Annotated in this window: 13 protein-coding genes; 11 read left to right on the forward strand and 2 right to left on the reverse strand. The window is 61.4% G+C overall.

Annotated features, from left to right (window positions below; all coding sequences use genetic code 11):
* Positions 1 to 141 precede the first annotated feature (141 nt).
* The 7 genes from typA (at position 142) to IRY30_RS03985 (ending at position 7,690) form a co-directional block, all read left to right on the forward strand.
* Entirely contained in the window at positions 142 to 2,064 is a 1,923-nt protein-coding gene (gene typA, locus IRY30_RS03955) for a translational GTPase TypA (protein ID WP_194556061.1), read from the forward strand.
* Positions 2,065 to 2,145: 81 nt separating this feature from the next.
* Complete coding sequence (locus tag IRY30_RS03960; protein WP_194556062.1) at positions 2,146 to 3,846, forward strand: ABC transporter family substrate-binding protein; 1,701 nt, start codon at positions 2,146 to 2,148, stop codon at positions 3,844 to 3,846.
* A 2-nt stretch (positions 3,847 to 3,848) separates the two neighbouring features.
* Complete coding sequence (gene mshB / locus IRY30_RS03965; protein ID WP_194556063.1) at positions 3,849 to 4,778, forward strand: N-acetyl-1-D-myo-inositol-2-amino-2-deoxy-alpha-D-glucopyranoside deacetylase; 930 nt, start codon at positions 3,849 to 3,851, stop codon at positions 4,776 to 4,778.
* On the forward strand, positions 4,768 to 5,229 hold the full coding sequence (locus IRY30_RS03970; protein ID WP_194556064.1) for a hypothetical protein: 462 nt from the start codon (positions 4,768 to 4,770) through the stop codon (positions 5,227 to 5,229). Before mshB ends, IRY30_RS03970 begins: the two co-directional genes overlap by 11 nt.
* Before the next feature lie 107 nt (positions 5,230 to 5,336).
* On the forward strand, positions 5,337 to 5,657 hold the full coding sequence (fdxA, locus tag IRY30_RS03975; RefSeq protein ID WP_194556065.1) for a ferredoxin: 321 nt from the start codon (positions 5,337 to 5,339) through the stop codon (positions 5,655 to 5,657).
* Between the two features lie 2 nt (positions 5,658 to 5,659).
* Positions 5,660 to 6,793 carry a succinyldiaminopimelate transaminase gene (gene dapC, locus IRY30_RS03980; protein WP_194556066.1) on the forward strand — a complete coding sequence of 378 codons (1,134 nt, stop codon included), beginning with the start codon at positions 5,660 to 5,662 and terminating at the stop codon, positions 6,791 to 6,793.
* Positions 6,794 to 6,802: 9 nt separating this feature from the next.
* Positions 6,803 to 7,690 (forward strand): pseudouridine synthase, encoded by an 888-nt coding sequence (locus tag IRY30_RS03985; protein WP_309825162.1) that lies wholly within the window; start codon positions 6,803 to 6,805, stop codon positions 7,688 to 7,690.
* On the opposite strand, the gene dapD is transcribed toward IRY30_RS03985, so the two are convergent.
* Both dapD and IRY30_RS03995 read right to left on the reverse strand, forming a co-directional pair.
* Positions 7,687 to 8,640, reverse strand: a complete 954-nt coding sequence (dapD, locus tag IRY30_RS03990) for a 2,3,4,5-tetrahydropyridine-2,6-dicarboxylate N-succinyltransferase (RefSeq protein ID WP_194556067.1) — start codon at positions 8,638 to 8,640, stop codon at positions 7,687 to 7,689. The two genes, IRY30_RS03985 and dapD, sit on opposite strands and share 4 nt — an antisense overlap.
* A gap of 68 nt (positions 8,641 to 8,708) precedes the next feature.
* Positions 8,709 to 10,124 (reverse strand): amino acid permease, encoded by a 1,416-nt coding sequence (locus IRY30_RS03995; RefSeq protein ID WP_194556068.1) that lies wholly within the window; start codon positions 10,122 to 10,124, stop codon positions 8,709 to 8,711.
* 95 nt (positions 10,125 to 10,219) lie between these two features.
* Here IRY30_RS03995 and dapE point away from each other — a divergent pair, with 95 nt between their 5' ends.
* From dapE to IRY30_RS04015, 4 genes are all read left to right on the forward strand, one after another.
* Positions 10,220 to 11,383, forward strand: coding sequence for a succinyl-diaminopimelate desuccinylase (gene dapE / locus IRY30_RS04000; protein ID WP_194556069.1), 1,164 nt, complete (start codon positions 10,220 to 10,222; stop codon positions 11,381 to 11,383).
* Positions 11,384 to 11,473: 90 nt separating this feature from the next.
* Positions 11,474 to 12,328 carry an LOG family protein gene (locus tag IRY30_RS04005; RefSeq protein WP_194556070.1) on the forward strand — a complete coding sequence of 285 codons (855 nt, stop codon included), beginning with the start codon at positions 11,474 to 11,476 and terminating at the stop codon, positions 12,326 to 12,328.
* Between the two features lie 5 nt (positions 12,329 to 12,333).
* Entirely contained in the window at positions 12,334 to 12,624 is a 291-nt protein-coding gene (locus IRY30_RS04010; RefSeq protein ID WP_194556071.1) for a DivIVA domain-containing protein, read from the forward strand.
* A complete protein-coding gene (locus IRY30_RS04015) occupies positions 12,621 to 14,078 on the forward strand; it encodes a leucyl aminopeptidase family protein (RefSeq protein WP_194556072.1) in 1,458 nt (485 codons plus the stop codon). Before IRY30_RS04010 ends, IRY30_RS04015 begins: the two co-directional genes overlap by 4 nt.
* Positions 14,079 to 14,092: the final 14 nt, after the last annotated feature.

A 14,092-nucleotide genomic window follows, 5' to 3' on the forward strand; every position in this document is an offset into this window, starting at 1 on the left:
AACAATATTTCCTAAAAACTGCAGAAACAGCTAAAAATCACATAAAAGCTCACCCCGACCCCCTCTCGAGTAAGAGGAATTGGGCTCTAGAGGGTAGCCTTGAGAAGTTAACCCCTAGAGCTATCAGGAAGTTTTGGATCTGTGACCCTTACTGAATTCCGCAATGTCGCGATTGTCGCACACGTTGACCATGGCAAGACCACCCTCGTGGATGCCATGCTCCACCAATCGGGTGCTTTCGAAGCCCACGGTGAAGTGCAAGAACGCGTGATGGACTCCGGCGACCTGGAAAAGGAAAAGGGCATCACCATCCTCGCGAAGAACACCGCGATTCGCCGCAAGGGAGCCGGCAAAGATGGCCAGGACCTCATCATTAACGTGATTGACACCCCAGGCCACGCCGACTTCGGTGGAGAGGTGGAGCGCGCATTGTCCATGGTGGACGGTGTGGTGCTGCTGGTGGATGCTTCTGAAGGCCCACTGCCTCAGACCCGCTTCGTGCTGGGTAAGGCACTCGCTGCCAAGATGCCCGTCATCATTTGTGTGAATAAGACCGACCGTCCCGATGCCCGCATCGACGAGGTAGTGGATGAAGCTCAGGACCTGCTCCTCGAGCTGGCCTCTACCTTGGAAGACGAAGATGCTGCCCTGGCCGCAGAGAAGCTGCTGGATCTCCCGGTTCTGTACAGCTCCGGCCGTGAAGGCAAGGCATCCACCGAGAACCCAGGCAACGGCAACGTTCCTGAGTCCGAGGATCTCCAGCCACTGTTCGACGTGCTGTACGAAACCCTTCCAGAGCCTTCCGCTGACATCGATGCGCCTCTGCAGGCACACGTTGCCAACCTGGACTCCTCCACCTTCCTCGGACGTATCGGTCTGGTGCGTATCCACGCCGGACGTCTGCGCAAGGGCCAGCAGGTGGCTTGGATCCACTACGACGAAGACGGCGTGGAGCACACCAAGACCGCGAAGATCGCTGAACTGCTGCGCACCGTGGGCGTGACCCGCGTGGCTGCCGATGAGATCATCGCTGGTGATATCGCGGCCATCTCCGGCATCGATAACATCATGATCGGCGATACCCTCGCTGACCCAGAAAACCCAGTCGCTCTGCCACGTATCACCGTGGACGAGCCAGCCATCTCCATGACCATTGGTGTGAACACCTCTCCAATGGCAGGCCAGGGTGGCGGCGACCAGCTCACCGCCCGCGTCGTGAAGGCTCGCTTGGATCAGGAACTCATCGGCAACGTGTCCATCCGCGTGCTCCCAACCGATCGCCCGGATGCCTGGGAAGTTCAGGGTCGTGGCGAAATGGCTCTGTCCATCCTCGTGGAGACCATGCGTCGCGAAGGCTTCGAGTTGACCGTCGGTAAGCCACAGGTGGTTACCCGCACCATCGATGGCACCCTGCAGGAGCCATACGAGCACCTCATCATCGATGTTCCTGAAGAGCACCTCGGTGCCGTGACCCAGCTGATGGCTGCCCGCAAGGGCCGCATGGAGGGCATGGATAACACCGGCTCCGGCTGGATCCGCATGAACTTCGTGGTTCCTGCCCGTGGCCTCATCGGCTTCCGCACCGTGTTCATGACTGAGACCCGCGGTACCGGTATCGCCAACAGCTACTCCGCTGGCTACCAGCCTTGGGCTGGCGAGATCAAGGGTCGCGCGTCCGGCTCCCTGGTTGCTGACCGCACCGGTCAGATCACCGCTTATGCACTCACGCAGCTGTCCGACCGCGGTTCCTTCTTCGTGGAGCCAGGCGTGCAGGCATACGAGGGCATGGTGGTGGGTGCCAACAACCGTGATGAAGATATGGACATCAACATCACCAAGGAAAAGAAGCTCACCAACATGCGTTCCGCAAACGCGGATGCAACCGTGACCTTGGCGAAGGCGAAGAACCTGACCCTGGAAGAGGCCATGGAGTTCTGTGGTGGCGACGAGTGTGTCGAGGTCACCCCAGAGACCATTCGCGTGCGCAAGGTGATCCTGAACGCTACCGAGCGTGGCCGCGCTCGTTCTCGCGATAAGCAGCGTAACCAGGCTTCTCAGTCCTAGTTTCGCCTCTCAGGTGGGTGCGTATTGTTGACTCGGTTTTCTTCTGGCTCTCGGGAGCGTAGGTGGCGGGGGGTCGCCTTTTTGGCGACGCCACTCTCCATTCTTCTGCTGGTAGCTTGCCAAGCCAACCCGGGGGATGCACCCACGGTGGAGGACCCCGCTTCCACGGAAGCGGAGACCACCCAACCCACAGCTCCTCCCAATGCTGAGGAGTTGGAGCTCCACGTTGGTGTGGGTCAATTCACCGACAACTTGAACCCTCATCTCACGGGCAATGTGAACCCCGTGGTGATGGGTATCGCAGATCTCACCCTGCCCAGTACTTTTCGTCGCGCAGGCGAGTCCTGGGAGATGGATCCAGATCTGCTGAAAAGTGTGCAGCCCAATGATCCTGCGGCGCCCACTGAGGTCACCTACACCCTGAACCCTGCGGCTCAGTGGTCGGATGGAACGCCGGTGACCATCAGCGATTTCCGGTACCTCAGCGAGGAGATCGGCAGCAATCCCGCGGCTAGTGAAGCGGCTTCCTATGGCTTGATCAAATCCATTGAGCCCACCCGCTCCGGCGCCATCGCGGTGAAGTTCGCTGAGCCTTTCGCTGGCTGGCAAACCCTGTTCCGTCATCTGCTTCCCAGCCACATTTATGGGGCGGAGAATCATCCTTTTTCCACGATGATGGACGGGGCCATGGCTGCCTCTGGTGGTCCTTATTCGGTGAGCAGCATTGATGAAGGCCGGGGAAAGGTGGAGTTGCGACGCAATGATCGCTATTGGGGAACCACCACTGCGGCTACTGATCAGCTGATTTTTGATCGCATGCCGGATCTCTCCACGGGCATGCAGATGCTGCGCAGCCAGCAGATTGAAATGATGATCTCCCAACCCAGCGAGATCACAAACATCGCTCTGAAATCCCTGCCCGACGTGCAGCATCGCACCGTGGACAGGGGAGTGGACCTGAGCCTATCCATGAACGTGCGTAGTTCCGTCCTGGACACGGCTGAGAAGCGCGGGGAGGTCCTGCGCGAGCTCAATCCTGCTCTCATTGCGCAGATCGCCACGGAGAACGCCCAGGCACAGCGCCCGGCGCAGCCCGAGATTGAAGCGGTCGCGGTGAGTGCTCCCGGCCAGGGTGAGCCTCAGGGGGAAGTGCCTGCGCCGGAAGACATGCGCAAACTCGGACGCTCAGAGGCCGATGGTGTTCTGGTGATTGGTGCCCCCACAGATGACCAAGCCGCAGTATCCGCTGCGCGCGTGGCAGCTGACCAGCTGAAATCCGCTGGTATTGCCGCGCGAGTGGTGACCAAAGAAGCCTCCGCACTATTCCGCGAGGATGTCCCTGGCGGCACCGTGGACATGCTGGTGAGTTGGCAAAAAACCGCCCGCAGCGGTGCGGACTACCTTGACCAGTTCTCCTGTGTGGAACGAAAAACCGCGGTGCGGGCAGGGGTGGCGTCGGATAAAAAATTGCTGCCATACTCCGGGAACGTCACCGGGTACTGCGATCCGGAGCTGAACAAGCAGCTGGGTGCGGTGGTCACGGGGCAGTCCACGCTGGACAGTCAGCGGGGAAGTATTGAGGGGCATATTGCCGAGGCGAATATCGTGGTGCCTCTGGTGCGCGATCAACTCACGGTAGCTTTGGGGGAAGGGATCGAAGGGCCAGCGGCTTCCCTGGATGCGTGGGCGGTGGATCCGTACAGTGCGGTGATGGTCACGGCGCCCGAGTGGAAGAAGCGGCACGGAACAAGCGAGAGCGTTCCTCTCGAAGGAGAGAATTAACAGTGCAGGATCTAGCGAACGTGCGGATCGTGGCGGTGCATGCGCACCCCGATGATGAATCGATTTCTACCGGATTGCTGCTGGCACATGCCGCTCGCCGGGGTGCTCAGGTGACTGTGGTGACCTGCACCTTGGGTGAGGAAGGGGAGGTCATCGGGGACTATCAACGGCTGGTGGCAGCGGAGACTGGGCTGCTCGGCGGATACCGGCTGGGGGAACTGGAACGCGCATTGGCGGCTTTGGGGACAGAGAATTCCCAACCTCGGCTTTTGGACGGGATCGGCACGTGGCGGGACTCTGGGATGGCGGGTTCTGAGTCCGCCCAGAATCCCGTGGCTTTCTCCAACCCAGACGCTCCCGAGAACTTTCCCCAGCAGGTCAGCCAGCTGCAGGAGATTCTGCGGGAACTACAGCCAGACATTCTGGTCACGTATGCCCCGGATGGTGGTTATGGGCATCCAGATCATATCCGCGCGCATGAGATCACCCATGCGGCAGTGGAAGACGGTGCCGTGCCGAGCGTGCAACAGATCTTGTGGGCGCGCACGGTGACTCAGGATGTCGAAGCCGGACTGCGCGGGGTGAACGCTCCCGCACCGTGGACGTACCCCGAGGAAGGGGAAATCGCTTCGGTGGATGCCAGCGAGGTGGATTTTCACATTCACGGCACGGCAGCTGATGTGGAGGCCAAGCAGCGGGCGATGGCCGCGCATGTCACTCAGATCTGGATGGCTGATGGTCAATCCGAAACGGCCCGCCCGGAGATCGCCGAACTGCCCGAGGGGCAGGATCAGCCGATGTGGGCACTGAGTAACCTGGTGGCGCAACCGCTGCTGGATACGGAAGCCTATGCGGTGGGCTACAGCGTGCCCGGGGTTGCGCAGAACTACGCAGAGCAGCTCTTTGCCGGGGAGGCCAGTGATGCCTCCTGAGGTAAAAGATGAGCCGAACTGGGGGAATCCGGAAAAGTCTCAGGTGCGCAGGGATACATCCAAGGCGGAGCGGATCTCCGGCATCGTGTGGCTGACCATCGGCGCGCTGTTCTGCTTGTTCGTGTGCGTGTTGTACGTGGGCGCGCGCATCACCGTGGGAAGCCTGAATCTGCCGTTTCCGTGGACGGTGATCTTTGCCACATTCATGCTCTACGTGATCAGTTCCACGGCATTGTTGTGGACGGAGAACAAACTGATCGCCGGAATTCCCCTGGCAGCGTGGGTCTTTGGTTTCGTGGTTTTGACCGCCTGGCCTGCACTGGGGATGGGTGGGGACGTGTTGATGCCGGGTAGCCTGTGGTCCATCGCGCTGATGCTTGGCGGGATCGCTGGCGGCTTCTGGCCCCTGGCTCCTCGGTTTTCCTTTGACCCCCCAGCGGTGGAACAATAGAAGCTTGATTTAGTATTGCGGTATATTCTGTAAATAGACAGATCTGTTCAGACGCTGTTCGGGAGACAGACGAATCTCCCGGGCAAAAGAAAGGTCGGTAGCCGACGATGACCTACACCATCGCACAGCCTTGTGTTGATGTCCTCGACCGCGCTTGTGTTGAGGAATGCCCAGTGGATTGCATCTACGAGGGCAAGCGCATGCTCTACATCCACCCAGACGAGTGCGTGGACTGCGGCGCTTGTGAGCCAGTGTGCCCCGTTGAGGCAATCTTCTACGAAGACGATGTTCCCGACGAGTGGGAGCCCTACAACGCGGCCAACGCTGCGTTCTTCGATGATCTTGGATCTCCCGGTGGCGCAGCCAAGCTGGGACCACAGGACTTCGATGCCGAAATGATCGCCAAGCTTCCCCCGCAGGCTGAGTAAAGATGGCCGCGCCGCGAGTTCCCGTTGCTGAACGCCTCCCGGATTTCCCGTGGGATTCCATTGCCGATGCCAAAGCCACGGCATCCGCGCACCCAGAGGGCATCGTTGACCTCTCGGTGGGTACTCCCATTGATCGGGTTTCCCCGAGCATCCAGCTGGCACTCGCGGAATCTGCCGCGGTACCCGGTTACCCGCAGACCAAGGGCACGGCTCGCTTGCGCGGCGCTATCACCAGCGCCATGGAACGTCGATATGGCGTGACCGGCCTGGATCCGGAGCACCACGTGCTGCCCGTGATCGGCACCAAGGAAGCCATCGCGTGGCTTCCCACACTCCTGGGAATCGACGCGGGGCACACCGTAGTCATCCCAGAACTGGCCTATCCCACCTATGAGGTCTCCGCGAAGTTGGCTGGGGCCGAGGTGCTGCGCAGCGATTCGCTTCTTCGTCTCGGGCCTAGCTCGCCAGCGCTGTTCTACTTGAACTCCCCGGCAAACCCGCACGGCAAGGTCTTGGGCGTGGATCACCTGCGCAAGATGGTGCAGTTCGCTCGCGAACGCGGCACGATCGTGGTCTCCGACGAGTGCTACCTGGGACTGGGATGGGAAGGCGAACGCCCCCGCTCCATCCTGGATCCTGAAGTGTGCGGGGGAGACTTCACCAACCTGATCGCGGTACATTCGCTGTCCAAGACCTCCAACATGGCCAGCTACCGCGCCGGATGGCTGGCAGGCGATCCGAAGCTGATCCAGGAGCTGCTGGAAGTGCGCCGCCACGCTGGGCTAATGAATCCCGGGCCGATCCAAGCTGCCATGGTGGCTGCCCTCGAGGATGATGGCCACGAGCAGCTGCAGAAGACCCTCTACGCTTACCGTCGCAACGTGTTGCGCAGTGCTCTGGAGCAAGCTGGATTCACCATCGAGCACTCCGAGGCTGGCCTGTACCTCTGGGCCACCGAGGGTCGCGATGGCCGAGAGACGCTGAACCGCCTGGCCGAGCTGGGCATCCTCTGCGCCCCCGGTGAGTTCTACGGCCCAGCCGGTGCGAACTACGTGCGCATCGGCCTGACCGCCACTGATGAGCAGATTGAGGCCGCTGCCGAGCGTCTCAACGCGCAGCCCCTCGACCCTCAATAGCCCACCCACGTGGATTTGCAGCGCTGGGCACCCGAGCCCAGAGAGGGCATTTCTGCGCAGCGCAGCCTGCTTTCCGGCACGGTTCCCGAGGACGGGGTGGAATACCTCGCTGCCGCCGCTGGTGATTCCCCTTATCCCGCGGGCCAGCTCCTCATCCCCGGCACCGCGCTGGCAAAACCGATACCCGCCTGGCATTTCCCGGAGATCGGCCCAGAGCCCCCGCACCTCTTGCGCCTCCCCATCAACGTGTTGGCGGAGACCCCTGATGTCCTAATTGTGGACAAACCCCACGGCCTGCCCTCCACTCCCAACGGTCGCCTCATGCGCGCTACCGCCCAGACCCTCTTGCGCACCCGTCGCGCGGAACCCGGTTTGGTGGCCGCGCATCGCTTGGATCGTCTCACAGGTGGCATCCTCCTTCTTTCTCGACGCCTACCTACCCGAGGCATGCTCCAAACCCAGTTCCAGCGCCATGAGGTGTCCAAGGTGTACGTGGCGCGCACACACGCGGATGTGGACCACGTTCTGAGGTTTGCCGGAGCTGTGGGGGCAGGGGTGGCGTCGGGAAAAAGAACGAGGATTGAACTGCCGATGCGCAAAGTGAAGGGGGATCCGCACGTGACGGTGGATGCGCGGGGGAAGGTGACCGAGACGTGGGTGACGCGGACGGGGGAGAGGGAGTTTCGGCTGGAGCCGCGCACCGGGCACACTCATCAGCTGCGGGTGGTGATGAATCACCTGGGGATGCCGATTGCGGGGGATGACACGTATCCGCAGGTGCGGGTGGCGGATCTGTGGGAGGAAGGCGCAGAAAAGCTCCAGCTGCGGGCGGTGCAACTGGAGCTCGTGGAGCCCACGATGGGGCGCGTGCGCTGGGAGGCGCCGGGATTGGACTAGTTCTTGTGGAGGTCCTCGTTGAGCTCCACGGACTGATCACCAGCGGTGACTGCCTCCACGGCTCCACTGACGGAGTTGCGGCGGAAAAGGAGGTTGGACTTGCCGGAAAGCTCGGATGCCTTGACCACGGTGCCATCCTCGAGGGTGACCTTGGTGCCGAAGGTGATGTAGAGGCCAGCCTCCACCACCACGTTGTCACCCAGGGAAATTCCCACGCCGGCATTTGCGCCCAGCAGGCAACCGCGACCGATGGAGATGACCTGCTTGCCGCCACCGGACAGCGTGCCCATGATGGAGGCGCCGCCGCCGATATCGGAGCCATCGCCCACCAGCACACCGCCGGAGATGCGGCCTTCGACCATCGAGGAACCCAGGGTTCCCGCATTGAAGTTCACGAAGCCCTCGTGCATCACGGTGGTGCCTTCGGCGAGGTGAGCACCGAGGCGGACGCGGTCAGCATCGCCGATGCGAACCCCGGTGGCCACCACGTAATCCACCATGCGGGGGAACTTATCGATGGAGTACACGGTGACGGGGCCACGCTGTGCCTGCAGGCGAGCGCGGGTGAGCTCGAAGCCTTCCACTGCGCAGGGGCCGTGGTTGGTCCACACCACGTTGCTGAGCAGGCCGAACACGCCATCCAGGTTGCAGCCGTGTGGCTGGATCAGGCGACCGGAGATCAGGTGGAGGCGGAGGTACGCATCATAGGCATCGGTGGGAGCAGCATCCAGATCCGCGATCACCGTGCGGATGGCCACGCGGCGCACGCCACGGATCTCGTCGGCGCCCACCAAGTCAGCGGCCTCCGGGCTGACTTCAGCGGCATCAACCTCAGTGGTGCCCGCGTTCTCGCTGGAGGAATCCGCGAGCTCGAAGTTGGTGAACCAAGCATCGAGGACAACGTCCTTCTCGGTCAGCGTTGCAAATCCATTACCTATAGCAGCAGTCATAGTGGTGAATCCTACCGAAACCGCGGGCGCTGGTGGCCCGCAGGTTTCGGAAAACTAGTGGGTGGAAGTTAGTTGGCGGGTGCCGCAGGCTCGGTGCGGGCGAGGGAATCATCGTAATCCGGCTCGGTGCGATTCTTACCCACGACCCAACCCAGCAGGGAGAGAGCCGCGAAGGCGATAGCCACGGTGACAACCTGCAGGCGAGCGCTCTCATCCCAGAGCATGAGCAGACCGAGGCCCACCACCAGGAAGAACGTGATCCATGGCAGCACCGGGTAGCCCCACATGCGCACCAGGAGTTTGCCTTCCTTTTCCAGGACTGGACGGAGGCGGATGGAGGACAGAGTGATCATGGCCCAGATCACCAGCAGCGAGCCACCCACGGCGTTGAAGAGGATGTTGATGAGGTTGGCCGGTCCCCAGACCTGCAGCGCCACGGAGATGAAAGCAAAGACGAGGGAGGAGACGACGGCAAAGATGGGCACCCGGCCAGCGCTGAGCTTGCGGAACACCTTGGGAGCATAGCCCTGGTGGGAGAAGCTGTAGACCAAGCGTGAGGTGGCGTAGATCTGCGCGTTGAACGCAGACAGCAGGGCGATGACGATGACGATCTCCATGATGAGCACCACGCCAGGGATCTCCGCGAAACCGAGGATCCGTGTGAAGGGGGATTCTTCAGCGCTTTCGGCCTGACCCAGATCGCTTGGCGGAAGCAGGGCGGCGATGAAGAACACGGAGCCCAGGTAGAACACGGAGATGCGCCAGATCACTGCGCGCACGGCTGCGGCAATGGATTCGCTGGGCTTCTCGGATTCAGCGGCGGCGATGGTGACGATCTCAATACCGCCGAAAGCGAAGGCCACAGCCAGCAGGCCCACGGCCAAACCGGAAATGCCATTGGGCATGAAGTCCGAGTAGTTGGACAAACCTGGGGACTCGTAATTGGGGAAGAGGTTGAACATCAGACCTGCGGAAATGATCAGGAAGAGGACCAGCACGCCCACCTTGATGAACGCGAACCAGTACTCAAACTCGCCAAAGCCACGGACGGCGGCGAGGTTGACCACCGTGAACAGGCAGACTGCGACCAATCCGGGGATCCAGCCGGGCACACCGAACCACTGACCCATGATGGCGCCAGCGCCGGTGATCTCCGCACCCATCACCATGATGAGCATGAACCAGTACAACCAGCCCAAAGAGAAACCGGCCCAGTTGCCGAATGCCATGCGGGCATAGGTGGCAAAGGAGCCGGAAGCGGGGCGAGCGGCAGCCATTTCTCCGAGCATCTGCATCACGAAAACCACGAGGATTCCGGCGACGATGTAGGAGAGAAGCACAGCCGGGCCAGCAGCATTAATGCCAACTCCGGTGCCGAGGAATAGACCAGCGCCGATGGCAGAGCCCAGGCCCATCATTGTGAGGTGTCGAGTCTTCAGCCCGTGCCCGAGTTGCGCGGGAGACCCAGTAGAAGGTGTTGTCATAGCGAGAATTGTCGCACATTGACCTACGGGTTATGGAAATCTCACAAATTCTCTGTCCCTGTGCAATGTCTGCCTTATCTATACGATGAGAAACGATGGCTAAAAACGAGCAACCCCAGGATTATGAACAGTTTCGCGGAACAGGATCGATAGACCTGTTTCAAGATCCCATTTCGCTGACTGCTGCTTTGGTGGATATTTACAGTGAATCGCACCAGGAGCAGGTCATCGCAGACACGCTGGAACCGGCACTGAGGGAAATCCCCGGTGTGGAGGTGCAGCGTCGCGGCAACACTCTGGTGGCCCGCACCGACAGGGGCTTGGGGGATCGGGTGATCCTCGCCGGTCACATCGATACGGTGCCTCCGGCGGAGAATTTGCCCTCACGCATTGGGCCGGATCCAGAAACGGGTGAGGAAATCCTCTTTGGCCTGGGCAGCGTGGACATGAAATCCGGAGCCGCCTGCTACATGCACGCCTTTGCCACGCTGGCGCAGTCCGCGGACCTGCAGCGGGACCTCACCTTGGTGCTCTACGAAGGTGAAGAGGTGGCCACCAAGTACAACGGCCTGCATCACCTGGTGCAATCGGATCCAGAACTACTGGAAGGCTCTGTCGCGCTATTGGGTGAGCCTTCCAACGCGCAGATCGAGGCCGGTTGCCAGGGCACGCTGCGGCTCAAGGTCACTGCACTCGGCCAGCGGGCGCACTCCGCGCGCAGCTGGCTGGGGGATAACGCCCTGCACAAGCTGGCCCGGGTGATTACCCGGGTGGCGGATTATGAGGCCCAAGATGTGGAGATCGATGGTCTCACGTACCGCGAGGGATTGAACTTTGTGATCGCGGAATCCGGTGTGGCCACCAACACCATCCCGGATGAGGCATGGGGCTTCGTGAACTTCCGCTTCGCGCCCAACCGCACCGTTGAGCAAGCCCTCACCCATACCTATGAAGTGCTCGGGATCGGTACGCCGGAGAATCCGCACGAGGGCTTCACCCTGGAGATTGATGACACGGCAAGCGGTGCCCTGCCCGGCCTGGACCAGCCAGTCACACAGCGTCTGGTGGAGGCCACGGGAGGCAATGTCCACCCGAAGTTCGGATGGACGGACGTGGCGTGCTTCACACAATTGGGCATTCCTGCGGTCAACTTCGGCGCCGGAAATCCGGGCCTTGCGCACACGCGCGAGGAGCGGTGCCCCGTGCAGCAGATCACGACGGTCTCTGAACAGCTGCACAAGTTCCTCACGAGCAAGTAACTCCGCGCCTGACAGCGCAGCAATTCCCCCGAATAAACCAGCAAAAACAAACCTAACAATCCCAGCAACCGATAGTCGGAGTGAGAAAACATGGATAAGCAGCCACAATCCCCACAGGGCCGGAATGATTTCGGCCTCCGCGGCCCGGTCATGCTCCGCGGCAGCCAGCTAGGCAAGCAGGAATCAACCACCGACCAGCGCCTCCTGGGCGAGCAGAACAGCGTGGATTGGCTGCACACCGATCCCTGGCGGGTCATGCGCATCCAATCCGAGTTCGTGGATGGCTTTGGCGCGCTGGCCAAGATCCCCAAAGCCATCACCGTGTTCGGCTCCGCCCGCGTGAAGCCGGGACATGCCTACTACGAGCTGGGCAGGGAACTGGGCAAGCTGATCACCGAGGCCGGATACGCCACCATCACCGGTGGCGGCCCAGGACTCATGGAAGCGCCCAACCGCGGCGCGCAGGAAGCAGGCGGGTTGTCCATCGGCTTGGGCATCGAGCTCCCCATGGAACAGGGCCTCAACGACTGGGTGGACCTGGGCCTCAACTTCCGCTATTTCTTCGTGCGCAAGACCATGTTCCTCAAGTACTCACAGGCGTACATCTGCCTGCCCGGTGGATTCGGCACCCTGGATGAACTCTTCGAGGCACTGGTGATGGTGCAGACCGAAAAGATCCAGAAGTTCCCCATCGTCCTGATCGGCACCGAATTCTGGGGCGGCCTGGTGGACTGGATCCGCGCTCGCCTGGTGGATGAGGCCATGATTAACGCGGATGACCCCGATCTCTTCTTCGTCACGGATGATCCGAAGGAAGCGGTTGATTTCATCGTTTCCGCCCATGACCAGCGGGTTGATGACCTTCTGGAGCGTCGCGAGGAGCTGCGCCAGCAATCGGCTGCGCTGGACCGGGAGATTGGCCGCTTTCAAGCCGAGGTAGATTAGTTTCCATGTACTGGTTGTTTTCATTGATTGGCGCGATGCTGGTCGGTGCATTATTGACGTACGTGCTCGCCACAGTGGTGGGCCGCGGCGAACTTTTGCCACCGGCGAAAAAGGGACTTCTGGCCGAAGAGCATCAGCGTCAGCTTGCAGAGTGGCCCGTGACCGCCCGCAACGTGGATAGCGTGCGTTTCACCACCTCTCTGCGTGGATACAACCAGCAGGAAGTGGACGAGTATTTGCGTCGAGTAACAGCCCGCCTGGCCAGCTTTGAAATGCAACAAGGAGACTCACAGTGACCCCGATCCCCGCTATCCCTCAGCCCGTACCCTCCATCACTTATGGCGAGCCGGCTTCGCGCAAGGAAGGCAGCGAGATCATCGACGTGCGCATCGTGCCTGGCAGCAAGGGCGTGGTGCTGCAGGCGGACGGTTCGTGGGAGGTCGGTGTGTTGGAGGAGCCGACGCAACTTCTGGATCTTTCCGAGACCCCCGAGTTCTTCGAAGAAGGCTGGCGGGGGGCGGGTGCGCAGCTGGTGCGCCGGATGAACAAGATCATCGAGGGTCATCCGGTGAAGGCGAAGAAGCATGTGATTCAGATTTCGCTGCCGTCTACTGCCAGCCAGCAGAATCTGCGGAACCTGGCCATCGGGCTGACCGTGGGTGGGCAAAGTTTCGTGACCACCAACCAGAAGCGCCCTGCGCGGGTGCGGAGCATTCACCTGGTGGCTAGTTCGGTGCTGAACCTGGACAAGATGAACCGCGCCGTGATCGAAGGGGCGGAGCTCGGAGCGGCCACGTGCCTGAGCCGTGATCTGGCTAATGCGCCCGCTAATGTGAAGTCTCCGGAATGGCTGGCAGAGCAGGCCAAGCGCGTGCTCAAGGACATCCCCGGAGTGCAGGTCAAGGTGCGCGATGAGCAGTGGCTGGAGAGCAAGGGCTTCGGGGGAGTGCTGGCCGTGGGAGGCGGCTCGGCGCGCCCACCGCGCTTGATTCAGCTGGTGTGGGATCCGGAAGAAGTGGGGAAGAAGCGTCGGCGTAACACCGTGCTGCTGGTGGGCAAGGGCGTGACCTTCGATACCGGTGGAATCAGCATCAAGCCTGCTGCTGGCATGGACACCATGCGCACCGATATGACCGGTGGAGCTTCCGTGCTCGCCGCCTTTCGGTTGCTGGCGGAGCGTCAAGTTCCGCGCAAGATCGTGGCTCTGATCCCCGCGGCAGAGAACATGGTGGACGGAAACTCCTACCGGCCGGGAGACGTGGTGGAGCACTATGGCGGGATCACCACCGAGGTGGCCAACACTGATGCCGAGGGCCGCATGGTGCTGGCCGATGCGCTCAGCTACGGCTGCAAGAAGTTCCGCCCTTCCACCGTGGTGACGGTGGCCACGCTGACGGGTGCCGCCAAGTTGGCGCTGGGAACGCGCACTGGTGCGGTCTTCGCACCGAACTGGTCACGCGGAGTGAAGTTGGCTCGCCGCGGAGCCTCGGTGGGTGAGCGCTGGTGGCCAATGCCACTGCTGGATCATCTGGAATCAGCCGTGGATTCCGAGGTGGCGGATGTGCGACAAACCCCCCAAGGACCCGGAGCAATCACCGCAGCGATGTTCCTGCGCCGCTTCACCCGCGATGTCCCGCTGATCCACTTGGATATCGCCGGACCCGGCCGCGCCGAATCCACGTTTGATGAGGTTAGCCCAGTCGGAACGGGATTCGCAGCACGAACTATTGTACAGTGGTTGACACAATAAACGGCTCAAAATAG

Origin of the sequence: Corynebacterium suicordis DSM 45110, from assembly GCF_015351405.1 — a bacterium.
GTDB lineage: Bacteria > Actinomycetota > Actinomycetes > Mycobacteriales > Mycobacteriaceae > Corynebacterium > Corynebacterium suicordis.